General features: G+C 72.3%; 16 protein-coding genes. 5 read left to right on the top strand and 11 right to left on the bottom strand.

The window, feature by feature from the left end; translation table 11 throughout:
* Positions 1-154: 154 nt before the first annotated feature.
* The 5 genes from AB0J97_RS45580 to AB0J97_RS45560 form a co-directional block, all read right to left on the bottom strand.
* A complete protein-coding gene (locus tag AB0J97_RS45580) occupies positions 155-1,096 on the bottom strand; it encodes a sigma-70 family RNA polymerase sigma factor (protein ID WP_364101887.1) in 942 nt (313 codons plus the stop codon).
* Positions 1,097-1,202: 106 nt separating this feature from the next.
* Positions 1,203-2,372, bottom strand: a complete 1,170-nt coding sequence (gene hutI / locus AB0J97_RS45575; protein ID WP_364101884.1) for an imidazolonepropionase — start codon at positions 2,370-2,372, stop codon at positions 1,203-1,205.
* A complete protein-coding gene (locus AB0J97_RS45570; protein ID WP_364101881.1) occupies positions 2,369-3,691 on the bottom strand; it encodes a formimidoylglutamate deiminase in 1,323 nt (440 codons plus the stop codon). Before AB0J97_RS45570 ends, hutI begins: the two co-directional genes overlap by 4 nt.
* A complete protein-coding gene (locus AB0J97_RS45565; RefSeq protein WP_357695303.1) occupies positions 3,682-4,851 on the bottom strand; it encodes an allantoate amidohydrolase in 1,170 nt (389 codons plus the stop codon). The genes AB0J97_RS45570 and AB0J97_RS45565 overlap by 10 nt, the downstream gene beginning before the upstream one ends.
* Positions 4,852-4,884: 33 nt before the next feature.
* On the bottom strand, positions 4,885-5,571 hold the full coding sequence (locus AB0J97_RS45560; RefSeq protein WP_364101878.1) for an SDR family oxidoreductase: 687 nt from the start codon (positions 5,569-5,571) through the stop codon (positions 4,885-4,887).
* 54 nt (positions 5,572-5,625) lie between these two features.
* Here AB0J97_RS45560 and AB0J97_RS45555 point away from each other — a divergent pair, with 54 nt between their 5' ends.
* The 3 genes from AB0J97_RS45555 to AB0J97_RS45545 are packed head-to-tail and all read left to right on the top strand — an operon-like array spanning position 5,626 to position 7,867.
* Positions 5,626-6,159, top strand: coding sequence for a PadR family transcriptional regulator (locus AB0J97_RS45555; protein WP_364101875.1), 534 nt, complete (start codon positions 5,626-5,628; stop codon positions 6,157-6,159).
* 8 nt (positions 6,160-6,167) lie between these two features.
* Positions 6,168-7,121, top strand: a complete 954-nt coding sequence (locus tag AB0J97_RS45550) for an ATP-binding cassette domain-containing protein (RefSeq protein ID WP_364101872.1) — start codon at positions 6,168-6,170, stop codon at positions 7,119-7,121.
* Positions 7,118-7,867, top strand: coding sequence for an ABC transporter permease (locus AB0J97_RS45545; protein ID WP_364101869.1), 750 nt, complete (start codon positions 7,118-7,120; stop codon positions 7,865-7,867). Before AB0J97_RS45550 ends, AB0J97_RS45545 begins: the two co-directional genes overlap by 4 nt.
* On the opposite strand, the gene AB0J97_RS45540 is transcribed toward AB0J97_RS45545, so the two are convergent.
* The 3 genes from AB0J97_RS45540 to AB0J97_RS45530 all read right to left on the bottom strand — a co-directional run bounded on the left by AB0J97_RS45540 (position 7,847) and on the right by AB0J97_RS45530 (position 12,253).
* Positions 7,847-8,680 (bottom strand): MurR/RpiR family transcriptional regulator, encoded by an 834-nt coding sequence (locus AB0J97_RS45540; protein ID WP_364101866.1) that lies wholly within the window; start codon positions 8,678-8,680, stop codon positions 7,847-7,849. The two genes, AB0J97_RS45545 and AB0J97_RS45540, sit on opposite strands and share 21 nt — an antisense overlap.
* A gap of 69 nt (positions 8,681-8,749) precedes the next feature.
* Positions 8,750-10,399 (bottom strand): urocanate hydratase, encoded by a 1,650-nt coding sequence (hutU, locus tag AB0J97_RS45535; protein WP_364101863.1) that lies wholly within the window; start codon positions 10,397-10,399, stop codon positions 8,750-8,752.
* Positions 10,400-10,546: 147 nt separating this feature from the next.
* Positions 10,547-12,253, bottom strand: coding sequence for an ABC transporter ATP-binding protein (locus tag AB0J97_RS45530; protein WP_364101860.1), 1,707 nt, complete (start codon positions 12,251-12,253; stop codon positions 10,547-10,549).
* A 333-nt stretch (positions 12,254-12,586) separates the two neighbouring features.
* Here AB0J97_RS45530 and AB0J97_RS45525 point away from each other — a divergent pair, with 333 nt between their 5' ends.
* Positions 12,587-13,162, top strand: coding sequence for a PadR family transcriptional regulator (locus AB0J97_RS45525; protein ID WP_364101858.1), 576 nt, complete (start codon positions 12,587-12,589; stop codon positions 13,160-13,162).
* On the top strand, positions 13,159-13,956 hold the full coding sequence (locus AB0J97_RS45520) for an SGNH/GDSL hydrolase family protein (protein ID WP_364101855.1): 798 nt from the start codon (positions 13,159-13,161) through the stop codon (positions 13,954-13,956). The genes AB0J97_RS45525 and AB0J97_RS45520 overlap by 4 nt, the downstream gene beginning before the upstream one ends.
* Here AB0J97_RS45520 and AB0J97_RS45515 read toward each other — a convergent pair.
* From AB0J97_RS45515 to AB0J97_RS45505, 3 genes are all read right to left on the bottom strand, one after another.
* Entirely contained in the window at positions 13,923-14,615 is a 693-nt protein-coding gene (locus AB0J97_RS45515; protein ID WP_364101852.1) for a hypothetical protein, read from the bottom strand. The two genes, AB0J97_RS45520 and AB0J97_RS45515, sit on opposite strands and share 34 nt — an antisense overlap.
* A 35-nt stretch (positions 14,616-14,650) precedes the next feature.
* The gene (locus tag AB0J97_RS45510; RefSeq protein WP_364101849.1) at positions 14,651-15,409 is read right to left on the bottom strand and encodes a hypothetical protein; all 759 of its coding nucleotides are present in this window, start codon (positions 15,407-15,409) and stop codon (positions 14,651-14,653) included.
* Between the two features lie 58 nt (positions 15,410-15,467).
* Positions 15,468-15,824 (bottom strand): hypothetical protein (locus AB0J97_RS45505; protein ID WP_364101847.1); only part of this gene is annotated, 357 nt, incomplete at its 5' end.

Raw genomic sequence — 15,824 nt, 5'->3', positions numbered from 1 at the left:
ACGTCACAGGCCCCTGGAACGGGTCGCCGCCCGTGGGCCTTCGTCACACCGCGGGCCCCTGGGACGCCGGAGGCGTCCGGATGCGGCGGCGCCGCCGCCCGGATGCGGGCGGCGGCGCCGAAGACGCCCAGAAGGGCGGAAGCCGCGAAGAAGGTCAGGCGGCGGCGTTGGCCATGCGGCGCAGGCGGGCCAGCGCGTCGCGCTCGATGCGGCGGGCTCGGTCGCGGCCGATGCCGTAGCGCTCCCCCACCTCGGTCAGCGTGTGCTCGCGCCCGTCGACCAGCCCGTAGCGCCACCGCAGCATCTCGCTGGTGTCGCCCTCCAGGTCGGTGAGCCACTGGTCGAGCCGCTCGCGCTCAAGGATGTCGATGGCCTGCTGCTCGGGATCGGCCCACGTCTCGTCGGCGATCATGTCACCCAGCTCGGTCTCGTCCTCGTCGCCCACGCCGAGCTGCAGCGACACCGGGTCGGAGGCCCAGCGGCGCAGCTCGCGCACCCGCTCGATCGGCAGGTCGAGGATCTCGGCGAGGTCGCCGTCGGTCGGCTCGGTGTCGTACTCGGCCAGCATGTCGCGGCGCACCCGCATCAGCCTGGTCATCTGCTCGCCGGCGTGCGTCGGCAGACGGACCGGACGGGCCTGCTCGTGGATGGCCCGTCCGACCGACTGCCTGATCCACCACGTGGCGTAGGTGGAGAACTTGTACCCCCGCCGGTAGTCGAACTTCTCGACCGCTCGCACCAGGCCCAGGTTCCCCTCCTGGACCAGGTCGATGAGCGGCATCCCCCGACCCGAGTACTTCCGGGCCACCGCCACCACCAGCCGCAGGTTGGCCTGGATGAACTCGTCCTTCGCCCGCTGGCCCGAGACGGCCAGGCGTTCCAGCTCCTCGTCGGCCGCGTCCCCGATCCGCGGCTCGGAGCCTCCGCTGTCAAGAAGCTGCTCGGCGAACAGGCCCGCCTCGATCCTCTTGGCGAGCTCCACCTCTTCCTCCGCCGTGAGCAGCGGGACCCGGCCTATCTCGGCCAGATACGTCCCCAGCAGGTCGCGGTCAGCGACGTGCTGCTCCTGCGTGCGACTCCCCGTAGGCCTTGCCATCCCCTGGCACCTCGTTCCGCAGCTGCTTCCTATATCCCGCCAACGTCCGGCCGGAAGCAAAGATTCCCTAAACAGCTACGCCAGAGGGAGGGTCTTGGACGTCCTCCTAAAGGAGGAGACCGGCCTGAAACACCTGGTGGACAAGGGGAACGCCGGGTCGGTACGCCAGGTGGACATAGGAGGGGGCGTCGAGCACGACGAGGTCCGCGCGGGCTCCCTGACGCAACCACCCTACGTCCGTGCGGCGCAGCGCGCGGGCCCCGCCGTACGTGGCCGCCCGCACCGCCTCCAACGGCGTCATCCCCATCTCCCGTACGGCCAGCGCCACGCAGAACGGCATCGACGAGGTGAACGACGAGCCCGGGTTGCAGTCGGTGGCCAGCGCGACCGTGACGCCCGCGTCGATGAGCCGCCGCGCGTCCGGGTACGGCGACCGCGTGGAGAACTCGGCCCCCGGCAGCAGCGTCGCGACCGTCCCGCTGGAGGCCAGCGCGTCGACGTCGGCCGCCGACAGGTGGGTGCAGTGGTCGGCCGAGGCCGCGCCCAGCTCGCAGGCGATGCGCACGCCGGGCCCCTCGGTGAGCTGGTTGGCGTGCACGCGGGCCTGGAGCCCGGCCTTGATCCCGGCGTTCAGGATCTCCCTGGTCTGGTCGCCGTCGAACGCGCCGCGCTCGCAGAAGACGTCCACCCATTTGGCGTAGGGGGCGCAGGCGTCGAGCATCTCGCCCGTCACCAGGCGGACGTAGTCGTCGGCGTCGGCGCCCTCGGGCACGACGTGCGCGCCGAGGTAGGTGGTCTCGTCGGTGAGGGTGGTGGCGATCTCCAGGGAGCGGCGCTCGTGCTCGGCGGACAGGCCGTAGCCGCTCTTGATCTCCACGGTGGTGGTGCCCTGGGCGAGCATCTCCTCCACCAGGGCGCGGGCGTGCGTGGCCAGGTCGGCGTCGCTCGCCGCGCGGGTGGCGGCGACGGTCGTCCTGATGCCCCCGCCGGTGTACGGCTGCCCCGACATGCGGGCCTGGAACTCGGCCGTGCGGTCGCCGGCGAAGATCAGGTGGGCGTGACTGTCCACGAACCCGGGCAGCACGGCCCGGCCGCCGACGTGCACGCGCTCGTCGGCGTCGGGCGCCTGGGCGGCGGGGCCCAGCCAGGCCACCACGCCGTCCTCGACGACCAGCGCCGCGTCGGTGATCTCCTCGCGCTCGGGGTCGCCGGTGTAGAGCAGCCCGATCCCGTCGATCAGCGTGGTCAGCGTGGTCGGTGTGGTCGGTGTGGTCATCGCACTTTTCCTATCGCCTCGGAGAGCATGTGTCCGACGTCGCCCAGTTCGTGGCGGCCCTGCGCGACCACCCTGCGGCCGCCGGAGACCACCGAGTGCACGTCGGAGGCCGTGGCCGCGAACACCACCGCCTCCAGCCCGCCGGCGCCCGCCGTGCGCACCGAGTCGAGCCGGACCGACACCAGGTCGGCCCACGCCCCGGGGATGAGCCGGCCCGCGTCGGCGAAGCCGAGCGAGGTGTGCCCGGTGCCGGTGGCGGCGGTGAGCAGGTCGGCGGCGCTCCAGTGGCCGCGCCGCTCGCTGGTCAGCCGCTCGTCGAGCTCGACCGCGCGGGCCTCCTCGAACAGGTCGATCACGGCGTGGCCGTCGGAGCCGAGCGTGATCTGCGTGCCCCGGTCGGCCGCCGCCCTGGCCGGGCCGACGCCGTCGGCCAGGTCGCGCTCGGTGGTGGGGCACATGCAGATGTACGTGCCCGACTGGCCGAGCAGCTCCACGTCGGAGTCGGTCAGATGGGTGGCGTGCACGGCGGTCGAGCGAGGGCCGAGCACGCCGCGCTCGTGCAGGATCTGGACCGGCGTGGCGGCGTACGTCTCGGCGCAGGCCGCGTTCTCGGCGCGCTGCTCGGAGACGTGCGCGTGCAGCGGGGCGGCGTGCCGGTGGGAGAACTCGGCCACCACCGGCATCTGGTCGGGCGGCACCGCGCGCACCGAGTGGACGGCGGCCCCGATCTCGACGTCGTGCTGCCCTTCGTAGGCGGCGGCCAGCTCGTCGGCGCGGGCGGCCCAGCCGTGGGCGCTGCCGTCGCTGAAGCGCAGCTGGGTGCCCGACAGCGGCACGCCGATGCCGCCCGACAGGTAGCAGGTGTCGAGCAGCGTGATGCGCAGCCCGGCCTCGCGGGCGGCCTGGATGAGCGCGTGGCTCATCACGTTCCTGTCCTCGTACGGGCGGCCGTCGGGGGCGTGGTGCAGGTAGTGGAACTCGCCCACGCAGGTCACCCCGGCCAGCGCCATCTCGGCGTAGACCGCCCTGGCGAGCTGGAAGTAGGTGTCGGGGTCGAGCTTGCCCGCGACCTCGTACATCTGGTCGCGCCAGGTCCAGAAGTCGCCCTTGCCGCGCTGGGTGGCGCCGCGCAGGGCCCGGTGGAAGGCGTGGGAATGGGCGTTGGCCAGGCCGGGGATGGTCAGGCCCGGCAGCCGCTCGGCCGAGCCGGGCTCGCCGCGGGCGATCCGGGCGATCCGGGTGCCCTCGACCTCGATGAGGACGCCATGGGCGACCCCGTCGGGCAACCAGGCCTGCTCGCACCAGTAGGTCAGCGACACAGATCCTCCAGCACGTCCGCGAGTGCCACCACTCCCGCATGGCAGTCTGCCTGGTCGGCGTGCTCCTCGGGTGAATGGGACACGCCGGTGGGGTTGCGTACGAACAACATCGCGCTCGGGACGCCCGCCGTGGCGAGGATCCCGGCGTCGTGACCCGCTCCGGTCGGCAGGATCGGCGCGGGCGTGTCGCCGCCGGCCACGCGGGCCAGCCGGTCCCTCAGCGCGGCGCCGAAGGCGACCTCGGGGGTCCACGACTCCTCGCGCACGTCCGCCCCGGCCGCCGCGGAAAGCTCCTCGACCAGGGCGCGGACCGCGGGCTCCGCCGGACCGCGGGCGTCCAGCCAGGCCGAGACCAGGCCGGGGACGGCGTTCGCGTTGCCGGGCGAGACGCGGGTCTTGCCGACCGTGGCCACCACGTCGTGCCGCTCGGCCGCCTCGCGGGCGGCCAGCACCAGGCGGGCGAAGGGCAGCATCGGGTCGTCGCGGTCGGCCAGCCGGGTGGTGCCCGCGTGGTCGGCCCTGCCGTGGAAGTCGAAGCGCCACCGGCCGTGCGGCCAGATGGCGCTGGCCACGCCCACCGGCCGGCCCTCGTGCACCAGGCCGCGGCCCTGCTCGACGTGGAGCTCGACGAACGTGCCGACGGTGGCCAGGGTCTCGGCGTCGCGCCCGATGGCCTCCGGCTTGCGGCCGGCCCGCGCCATGACGTCGGCCAGCGTGTCACCCTCGTCGTCGGTGAGCGCGAGCGCGCGTTCCGGCGTGAGCGCGCCGGTGAGCAGCCGGGAGCCCATGCACGGCATGCCGAACCTGGCCCCCTCCTCGTCGGTGAAGCAGGCGACGCCGACCGGCCTGCCCGGGGTGACCTGCCGTTCGCGCAGCAGGTCGAGGGCGGCGAAGGCGGACACCACGCCGAGCGGGCCGTCGAAGGCGCCGCCGTGACGCACCGAGTCGAGGTGGCTGCCGGTGACGACGCCCGGACGGCCCGACGGGTCGCCCCACCAGGCCCAGAGGTTGCCGTTGCGGTCTTCCCGCAGGTCGAGCCCGCGGCGCGCGGCCTCGCCCGCGAACCACCCGCGTAGCTCCATGTCGGCGGCCGACCAGGCGTCTCTCACGTATCCGCCGGAGCGGGGATCTCGTCCTATGTGCGCGAGTGGTTCAAGCATGGGTCCACTGTAGTGAATGGATTCATTCAGATGTCAGTTGACCGGGCCCGCGCTCGGTCTGATGGTCAGTTCGGTGAGGTGGGCGTCGGGTCCGGCGTTGATCGTGGCGAGCACGGCCCGCGCCACGCTCTCCGGGGTGAGGTACTTGTCCGGTTCGTACGCGCCGCCTTCCTGGGCGCGTACGCCGCGCTGCATGTCGGTGGCCACCCGGCCCGGGTAGACGGTGGTGACCCGCAGCTCGGGCTCCTCCAGGCGCAGCGCGTCGGCGAAGGCGCGCAGGGCGAACTTGCTGGCCGCGTACGAGGCCCATTCGGGGTTGGCCCGCTGCCCCGACCCGGAGTTCACGCAGACGACGTGCCCCCGGGCGCGGCGCAGCGCGGGCAGCAGCAGCCGGGTCAGCTCGGCGACCGCCACGACGTTGAGCTCCATCGTCGTGCGCCAGTTGTCGGCCGGCTGGTCGGCGATCCGGCCGAGCATCGCGACCCCGGCGCTGTGCACGAGCACGTCGAGCCGCTCGACGTCGGCGACGTCGGCCTCGGTGAGCCGGGTCAGCTCGACGGGCCAGGGCCGCGCGTCGGGCAGTTCGGCGGCCAGCTTCGCGAGCGCGGACTCGTCCCTGCCGCCGAGGATGAGGTGATGCGTGGGGCCCAGAGCCCGCGCCACGGCCTCGCCCACACCACGGGAAGCGCCGGTGACCAGCGCGATCGGTCGTTCAGTCATGCCGCCGAGTTTATGACCTTGACGATCCCTCAAATTTGAGTACAAAATTGAGTCATGTCGGTGTCAACGCGCATCCTGATCCTCGGTTCCCTGCTCGACGCCCCCATGAACGGCTACGGCGTCCGCCGCCGGCTGGAGATGATGGGCGCCGACGCCTGGGCGAACGTCGCCTTCGGCTCGATCTACCACGGCCTGGGCAAGATGGCCGACGAGGGTCTGCTCGCGGTCGTCGAGGCCGGGAAGGGCGGCAAGGTCGTCTACGAGCTGACCGACGCCGGCCGCTACGAGTTCCACCGGCTGCTCATGCAGAGCTGGTCGGAGGTGCGGCCCGTCGTGGACCCCTTCCAGGTCGCGCTGACGTTCATGAACCGGCTGGAAAAGCAGGAGATTCTCGACGCCCTGCATGGCAGGATCCGACAACTGCGACTGAACATCGAGACGATCGACCACGCGTACGGCACCAAGCAGCGCTACGGCGAGCCCAGGCACCTCGACGAGAACCTCCGCCTGACCCAGGCCGTGCTCCAGGCCCAGCTCGACTGGGTCGAAGGCGCGATCACACGGGTCGAGAAGGACGAACTGCCCTGAGGAGAACGGTGATCATAGAAGCACGCGAGTTACGCAAGACGTTCACCACCAGGAGCCGCAAGGGCTCCCAGACCGTCGAGGCCGTGCGCGGCATCGACCTCGACGTCGAAAAAGGCGAGATCTTCGGCGTCCTCGGCCCCAACGGCGCCGGCAAGACCACGACGATCCGCATGCTGGCCACGCTGATCACGCCCGACTCCGGCACCGCCGTCATCGCCGGGCACGACCTGCGCGCGGAGCCCGGGGCCGTGCGCCGCAAGCTCGGCTACGTCAGCCAGGCGGGCGGCGTGGAGGACACCACGAGCGCCCGCGCCCAGATCATGATGGCCGCCAGGATCCACGACGTGGCCGACCCAAGGCAGGCCACGGCCGACGTCCTCGAACGTTTCGACCTCACCGAGATGGCCGACCGGCCCGGCCGCACGCTCTCCGGCGGCCAGAAGCGGCGGGTGGCCATCGCGCTCGGGCTGGTGCACGCGCCGCCGCTGCTCTTCCTCGACGAACCCACCACCGGCCTCGACCCGCAGAACCACGCGAACCTCTGGGACCGCATCAGGCAGCTCCGCGAGGCCGGCACGAGCGTGCTGCTCAGCACCCACTACCTCGACGAGGCCGACGTGCTCTGCGACCGGCTGGTGATCGTGGACCACGGGCGGATCGTGGCCGAGGGCACGCCCGGCGAGCTCAAGCGCGAGGTCTCCGGCGACGTCGTCACGCTGCGGCTGGACGAGCCCGAGCGGGCCGCCGAGGCGCTCAGGCCCCTGGCCCGCGAGGTCCGCGTGGACGAGGACGCCCTGCGCGTCTACGTCGACGACGGCGAGCACACGCTGCCCGCGCTGCTGCGCCTGCTTGAGGAGCACGGCATCGCCCTGCGCTCGATCGCGCTCGACCGCTCCACGCTCGACGACGTCTTCCTGGCCAAGACCGGCCGATCCCTCCGCGACACGGGAGCCGCCGCATGATCCGCCACCTCGTCCTGTTCACCGGCTACGAGCTGAAGAAGTCCTTCAGCAACCCGGTCTGGCCGCTGTTCGGCATCCTGCAGCCGGTGCTCTACCTGCTGATGTTCGCGCCGCTGCTCAAGGACCTGACGCCGGGCGGCAGCACGGTCGACGCCCTGCGCATGTTCACGCCCGCGTCGATGATGATGATCGCCGTGTTCGGCTCGCTGTTCTCGGGGTTCGGCCTGATCGCCGAGCTGCGCAACGGCTCGCTCGAACGGTACGCCGTCAGCCCCGCCTGGCGGCCGGCCATCGTGCTCGGACGGGTGGCCAAGGACATGGTCGTGCTGGTCTGCCAGGCCATCCTGGTGCTGGTCGTGGCCGTGGCCATGGGCGTGCGGATCGGCGGCGTCGAGCTGGTGCTGGTGCTGGCGCTCATGGCGGCCACGGGGCTGTTCGCCTCCGGGCTGTCGCAGGGGCTGGCGCTGACCGTACGCGACGAGAACGGCATGTCGCAGACGCTCAACCTGTTCATGCTGCCGATCATGCTGCTGGCCGGGCTGTTCATCCCGATCTCGTTCGCACCCGGCTGGATGCGGGCGATCGCGCCGGTCAACCCGCTGTACCACGCGGTCGAGGCCGGGCGGGCATTGTTCGCCGGGCGGCTCGGCGACCCGTCGATCCCGATCGCGTTCGCGCTGTTCATCGTGCTCGCGGTGCTCACGACGATCTGGTCGATGCGGTCGCTACGCAGGATCGCCGGGTAGGAAGGTGCCGGCCTCGTCGGTCATCCGCTCGTACTCCTCCAGCCTGGCCCGGGTACGCAGCGGCGCGGCGTCGGCCATGGCCTCCACCAGGGCCATGGCCAGCGCCAGAGGGGCCGCGTGGGAGTCGAACACCAGACGGTCGCCGACCGGGCCGTCGAGCACCACCTCGGCCGGGAAGCCCGGCTTGTCGGTGATCGCGGCGACGCGCAGGCCGAGCTTCTCCGCGTACTCCAGCGCCTGGACGACCTCGGCCGGATAGCGCGGGAGCACCACGGCCACCACCCACTCCGCGCCCGCCCGCCGCGCCGCGTGCAGCCCCTCGACCAGCTCCGAGCCGCCATGGGTGAGCAGGCGCACGTCGGGGTGGATGCGCCTGGCGTAGTAGGCGAAGGTGGTGGCCAGGCCGCAGGAGACCCGCAGGCCCAGTACCGGCAGCGGCTCGGTGGCGGCGAGCTGCTCGCCCAGCTCCTTGAGCGGGAGCGCGGCCAGCCGCTCGCGCACCACGGCGAGGTTGCGGATCTCGCTGTCGATCGCGTTCCGCAGCAGGCTCTCCTGCGGCGCGACCACGCCGCCGCCGAGCACCAGCGGGCGCAGCGCCTGACGCAGCTCGGGGTAGCCGGCGAAGCCGAGCACCATGGCGAACCTGGTCACCGACGGCTGGCTGACCCCGGCCCGCTCGGCCAGCTCGACGCTGGACAGGAAGATGGCCTCGTCGAGGTGCTCGCCCAGGTAATGGGCGATCCTGCGCTGCACCGGCGACAACCTCCGGCCGTCGAGCAGCACGCCGAGCCCACCGTGATATCCGTCAGCCACGCCACCTCCAACGTTCCCCGACCCGCATTCTCATCCCCCGTACCCCATGGGGGACGGGACGGCGGGCCGTCAGGACTCGCGCATCGGGATGCGCACGCCGCGGGCCTCGGCCACCTGGGCGGCCTCGTCGTAGCCCGCGTCCACGTGCCGCATCACGCCCGTGCCGGGGTCGTTGGTGAGCACGCGGTTGAGCTTCTCCCCGGCCAGCGCGGTGCCGTCGGCGACCGTGACCTGACCGGCGTGGATGGAACGCCCGATCCCCACGCCGCCGCCGTGGTGGATGGACACCCAGGCCGCGCCGGAGGCGGTGTTGAGCATGGCGTTGAGCAGCGGCCAGTCGGCGATCGCGTCCGAGCCGTCGGCCATGGCCTCGGTCTCCCGGTACGGCGAGGCCACCGACCCGCTGTCGAGGTGGTCGCGGCCGATCACGATCGGCGCCTGGAGCTCACCGGAGGCCACCATGTCGTTGAACCGCTCGCCCGCGACGTTGCGCTCGCCGTAGCCGAGCCAGCAGATGCGCGCGGGCAGCCCCTGGAAGTGCACCTTCTCGCCGGCCTGCGCGATCCACCTGGCCAGCGGCTCGTTGTCGGGGAACAGCTCCAGGATCGCGCGGTCGGTGGCGGCGATGTCGGCCGGGTCGCCGCTCAGCGCGGCCCACCGGAACGGCCCCTTGCCCTCGCAGAACAGCGGCCTGATGTACGCCGGCACGAACCCGGGGAAGTCGAAGGCCCGCGAGTAGCCGGCGAGCTGGGCCTCGCCGCGGATGGAGTTGCCGTAGTCGAACACCTCGGCGCCGGCGTCCTTGAAGCCGACCATGGCCTCGACGTGCCGGGCCATCGACGTGCGCGCCCGCTCGGTGAAACCGGCCGGGTCCTTGTCCCGTTCGGCGGACATGTCCTCGAAGGCGACGCCGAGCGGCAGGTACATCAGCGGGTCGTGCGCGGACGTCTGGTCGGTGACGATGTCGATCTCGGCGCCCGCGGCCAGCAGCTCGGGCAGCGCCTCGGCGGCGTTGGCCACGACGCCGATGGACAGCGGGCGGCGCGCGTCGCGGGCCTCGTAGGCCAGTCGCAGCGCCTCCTCCAGGCTGTCGGCCTGCACGTCGAGGTAGCGGTGCTCGATGCGGCGGGTGACCGAGCGGGGGTCGCAGTCGATGCAGATCGCGACGCCGCCGTTCATGGTGACGGCCAGCGGCTGGGCGCCGCCCATGCCGCCGAGGCCGGCCGTGAGGGTGATCGTGCCGGCCAGCGTGCCGCCGAACCGCTTCGCGGCCACCGCGGCGAACGTCTCGTACGTGCCCTGGAGGATGCCCTGGGTGCCGATGTAGATCCACGAACCGGCGGTCATCTGGCCGTACATGGTGAGGCCGGCGGCCTCCAGGCGGCGGAACTCCTCCCAGTTGGCCCAGTCGGGGACCAGGTTGGAGTTGGCGATGAGCACCCGGGGGGCCCATTCGTGGGTGCGGAACACGCCTACCGGGCGGCCCGACTGGACCAGCAGCGTCTCGTCGCCCTCCAGGGTGGTCAGGGTCCTGACCATCGCGTCGAAGGAGGGCCAGTCGCGGGCGGCCCTGCCCGAGCCGCCGTAGACGACCAGCTGCTCGGGGTGCTCGGCGACCTCGGGGTCCAGGTTGTTCTGGAGCATGCGGAGCGCCGCCTCCTGCGGCCACCCCTTCGCGGTGATCGTGGTGCCTCGCGGTGCGCGCACGCTGCGGCTCATGGTGACCCTCCTGAATGAACACATTCACCTTTGTCACCCGAAGACTACGGTGGACCGCGTCCAGCGGTCCACCGCAGGCAGCGGAGTCTGCGCCTACGGTCCCTCCGTCCAGCGGTCCACCGCAGGCAGCGGACTTTGCGCGTACCCCTAGCTCACGAGGAACTGGGTGGCGGCGAGTTCGCGGTAGAGGTCGTCGCCTGCCACCAGTTCTGCGTGGGTGCCGATCGCCCGTACGCCGCCCGCCTCCATCACCACGATCCGGTCGGCGTTCGTCACGGTGGACAGCCGGTGGGCGATGACCAGCACCGTCGTCTCGGCCGCCACCTCGGCGATGACCTCGCGCAGCCGCAGCTCGTTGACCGCGTCGAGCTGCGAGGTGGCCTCGTCGAGCAGCAGCAGCCTGGGCCTGCGCAGCAGCGCCCTGGCGATGGCGACCCGCTGCCGCTCGCCGCCGGACAGCAGCACGCCGCGGTGGCCCACCGCCGTGTCGAGCCCTTCGGGCAGCCGGGCGACCAGGTCGTCGAGCCGGGTGCGGGTGATGGCGCGGCGCAGCTCGTCCTCGGTGGCGTCCTGGGCGGCGAAGAGCAGGTTCTCCCGCAGCGTGCCGGCCAGGACGGGGGCGTCCTGCTCGACGTAGCCGAGCGCGGCCCGCAGCTCGCCGAGCGGCCAGTCGCGGATGTCGCGGCCGCCGATCGCGATCAGGCCGTCCTGGTGCTCGTAGAAGCGTTCGAGCAGGGCGAACACTGTGGACTTGCCCGCGCCCGACGGCCCGACCAGCGCCGTCAGCCCGCCCGCGGGAACGTCGAAGGTGACGCCGTCGTGCACGGTGGGACGGTCGTCGCCGTACCGGAAGACGACGTCCTCGAAGCGGACCCCCACCGGCGTGCTGTCGGCCGGGACGGTGACGCCGACCGGCTCGCCGGGCAGGTCCTCGATCTCCTTGATGCGCCGCATGGCGGCCAGCCCGTTCTGGAGCTGGACCGCGCCCTGGACGAGCTGCCCGATCGGCGGCACCAGGTAGAACAGGTAGAGCAGGAACGCGATCAGGGACGAGACCTCCAGCACGCCCGACGCGACCCGCGACCCGCCGACGGCCAGCACGCACAGGAAGGCGATCTGCACGGCCATCCAGGTCGCCACGCCGGCCAGCGACGTCCATCCGGCCACCTGGAGCCCGCGGTCGCGGGCGCGCTCGGCCGCCTCGCCGACGACGGCGATCTCCCGTTCCTCCGCGCCGCTGGCCTTGACCGTCCGGTACGCCTGAAGCGCCCGGTCCAGCACGGCCCCCATCTCGCCGACGGCCTCCTGTGCCTGCGTCTGCGCCCGCTGGATCTTCGGCATGATGAGCGCGACCAGGCCGCCGATCACCACCACGACGAGCAGCGTGACCAGCAGCAGCACGCCGTCCATGGTGGCCATCATGATGATCGCGCCGACCAGCATGAACACCGCGCTGACCGACTCCACGATCCCGTTGGTCAGCACCGCGCGCAGCAGCGTGGTGTCGCTCGTCACCCGCGACATCAGGTCGCCGGGCTTGAGCCGGTCGACGTCGGCCACCCTGAGCCGGAGCATCCGGTCGACGAGCCTGCGCCGGGCCCCGAGGACGACGCCCTCGCCGGTGCGTTCCATCAGGTAGGTGCCCCCGGCCGAGACGACGGCCCCGACCAGCACCGCCACGGTCAGGCCTAACAGCGGCGCGGCCAGCGACTGGTCCTCGCCGAAGGCGTCCACGACGTACTTGGCCAGCAGGGGCATCGCGAGCCCCGCCACCGAGCCGATCAACCCGAGCAGGCCGCCCGCGACCAGGACTTTCCGGTGCGGCCGAAGGTAGGCCAGCAGCTCCTTGAGCACCCCAACTCCCCTCACGACATTTCTCGAAATTTCCCAACGAACGGGACGACGCAATCCGCACCGCCGCGACAGGGTCAACTTAGATTGACGACCTAAGTATGTCAACTTTCGTTGACGCCTCCTCCTTGAGAAGGAGAAGAACCCGACCTCCACAGAACGAGGCCCGGGGTTGTCCGGCGGCATGGCGGCTTGGTGGGGGCCGGGCTCGTTCGGCGGTTGTTCGGCGCCGGATGAACCCTGGGCCGCCTTGCGGCCGTTCGTCCTCCTCTGGCGTCGGCGGCCGGGCAGCTCTATAGTCATGTCCATGAGTAGTCATCGTCTTGAGCATTCCTGATGGCGCTGCGGCACGCCGTGCTGGCGGCGCTGCTCGACGGCGAGTACAGCGGCTACCAGCTCACCAAGGTCTTCGACGTGGGCGTCTCCAACTTCTGGTACGCCGCCCCCCAGCAGCTCTACGCCGAGCTGACGAAGCTGGAGTCCGACGGCCTGGTCACCGGCCGGGAGGTGGTCCAGCGCGGCCGTCCGAACAAACGCCTGTTCTCGGTCACGCAGGCGGGCCTCGACGAGCTGGCCGCCTTCGCCGCGTCCCCGGCCAAGCCGTTGCTCCTCCGCGACGAGCTGGCCGTCAAGGTCCACGCGGCCGACCGGCTCGACCCGGCGCCGCTGATCGCCCAGCTCCTCGACCGCGCCGAGGAGGCCGCCGCCAAGCTCGCGTTCTTCGAGAAGACCCTGCTGCGCCTGCGCGGCGACCTGGACGAGGAGTCGTTTCTGCGCGAGGGCGAGCACGTCGGCCCGTACCTGTCCTGCCTGGGCGGCTGCCGCCTGGAGCGGGAGATGCGCGACTGGTGCCTGAGCACCGCCAGGACGCTCGGCGAGCGCGCCGCCCGCACCACAGAGGAGATGCCGTGACCTACACCCGTTATGTCGCGCTCGGCGACAGCCAGACCGAGGGCCTCGGCGACGGCGACGACGTCCTCGGCCATCGCGGCTGGGCCGACCGGCTCGCCGAGCACCTGGCCCGCGACAATCCCGCCCTGCTCTACGCCAACCTCGCCGTGCGCGGCCGGGTGGCCGCCCAGATCCGGGCCGAGCAACTCCCCGTCGCGCTGGAGCTCCGTCCCGATCTGGCCACGGTCATGGCGGGCATGAACGACGTCATCCGTCCCGGTTTCGACGCTACCCGCGTCGCGGCCGACCTGGAGCACATGTTCGCGGCGCTGACCGGGGCGGGCGCCCGGGTGGTGACGGTGACGTTCCCCGACATCGGCAGGATCGCGCCCTTGGCCAGGCCGCTGCTGCCGCGCGTGCTCGACCTCAACGCCCGTGTCCGCGAGGCCGCCGCCCGGCACGGCGTGACGCTGGTGGACACCTTCCCCGACACGGCGGTGACCGACGCGCGGCTGTGGAGCTCCGACCGGCTGCACGCCAGCCCGGCCGGGCACGCCAGGTTCGCCGCGGCGGTGGCGTACGCGCTGGAGCTGCCCGGCAGCGACGACACCTGGAACCTTCCGCTCCCCGTGCTGCCCACGCCCGGCCGGCTGCGCACGGCGGCGGCGGAGGTGCGCTGGCTGGGCTCGTTCGCGGGCCCGTGGATCGCCCGGCGGATGCGGGGGCGTTCGTCGGGCGACGGCCGGGTGTGCAAGCGTCCGGGGCTCGCGCCCGTGCCGGATCAGTCGATCTCGGGCAGGTCGGGGTCGTCGTAGTCGGCGTCGCCGTCGTCGGCCCTGCGCAGCTTGATGTCCTCGGCCCATGCCCGCGAGCAGGCACGGACGTCGGCGATGTGCCGTTCGTCCAGGCCGTGGGCCTCGAAGCGTTCGTCGCTCATGAGCTCGACGAACTCCAGCCGCATGAGCAGCTCCCGAGGGGAGAAGTCGTCGAGGTGGGCGGCGGCCAGGCGTTCGAGGTCGCGGAAGGAGAACTCCTGTGCCGCCGCCGCCGCGTCGGCGACGTCGGCCGGGAGCCCTCTCTCGTGCAGGTCGCGCACCCGCAGCCCGATCACGTCCGCCGCGCCCGCCACCGGCAGGCCGTCGCACACGACCGGGGGCTCGCGCAGCGCCTCGCGGGTGAGGACGATCTCGCCGTTCCGGCCGGTGGAGGCGTCCTCGACGGTCAGGCGGGCCGCCCACGGGGTGCTCTCGGCGACCTCCGCGAGCAGGCCGCCGGCGCGCAGCGCGGCCACGACGTCGTCGGCGACGGCCGGGAGCGGATGTCCGGCGGCGGTCACCAGCTCGATCCGCTCGACCAGGCGGTCGGTGAAGCCGAGGGCGCGCAGGGCGTGGCCGCCCGCGAGCAGCAGCCCGTGCCGCTCGCCGGCCGGCGACAGGGCCCGCAGCAGGCGCTCGGGGAACGGCGGTAAACGCATCAGAGCGGAGTCCGGGGCGCACGCGGTGTCATGGATCAAGTATGCCGACGGCCGCGCCGGGTGGAGGGCAGGTCGTGCCGCCCCGACAGGAACTCCTGGAACGCGATCTTGGCCCTGATGACCGGCCGCCGCCAGCGTTCCTCACGGTGGACGGCGGTGGCGAGCTTGCGGGGCGAGCGTCCGCCGCGGAAGAACCAGCGGGCCCACGGGGAGCCGGGTCGCGCCAGGCGGACGGCGCCCACCAGGAGCAGCAAGGGCAGGAACAGCCCCGCCATCCCGGTCCAGATCTTGCCCTTGAGCAGCGTGATCACCGCCAGCGCGAGGTTGCCCACGATCAGCACCGCCGGGTTGACGGGCGTGCCGTAGTCCCAGGTCAGGGGGCGCAGGCCGATGAGGAGCAGGCCGGTCACGGCGACGGCGATGAAGACGGCGTCCACCGAGGTGCGCCCTTCCTCCTCCCAGTAGACGTCGTGCAGGTGCAGGATCAGCGCGAACTCGTCGAGCACCAGGGCCGAGCCGACGCCGAACACGCAGGCGGCGACCACCTGCCCGGCCTGCGAGGCGCCGTTGACGATGAGCCCCGCCACGCCCCCGACGAGCATGAGCACGACGCCGAACACGACGTGGTGGATGTGCATCTCGCCCACGTTGACGTTGCGGAACCAGCCGAGCTTGGCCCTGATCAGGCGGACGTTGATGCGGGTGGCGATGAAGGCCACGATGAGCATGACGAAGTAGCAGAACAGCGGCAGCCGTCCCGTGGCGACGATGTTGCTCTGGAACCAGTTCCCCATGACCTTCGAAGTCGATGGTACGAGCCGGAAGAGCGTTGTATGTCCCCCGTGTGGGCCTTCATGACGCGGCTCTCGCCTGGAGGGCCCGTTCGTAGCCGTCGATGACGAGCTGCCGCCTGAGGTTGTCGCGTACCTGCTCGAAGGGGGGCGCGCCGGGGCCGGCCGTGCGGGCGTACTGGGCGCGCAGCCGGCGTTCGGACAGGTCCAGGGCGGCCGCGTGCAGTTTGGCGAGCGCCGCGTCCAGCTCGGCGGCCCGTACCCGGGCGTAGGTGTACTGGTCGTAGGACGGGACGCCGGGGATCGGGCGGCCGGAGCGCGCGGTGCCCGACGTACGCCGCCACGGGTCGGACCGCGGCACCGGCGGCGGGGTGTTGAGCACGGCCGCGAACTCCTCGCGCGCCCACTCCAGCTTCCC

The organism is Nonomuraea sp. NPDC049607 (assembly GCF_040675375.1).
GTDB lineage: Bacteria > Actinomycetota > Actinomycetes > Streptosporangiales > Streptosporangiaceae > Nonomuraea.
Note: the sequence above shows the minus strand (reverse complement) of the source record. Positions and strands in the feature narration are given on the sequence as shown.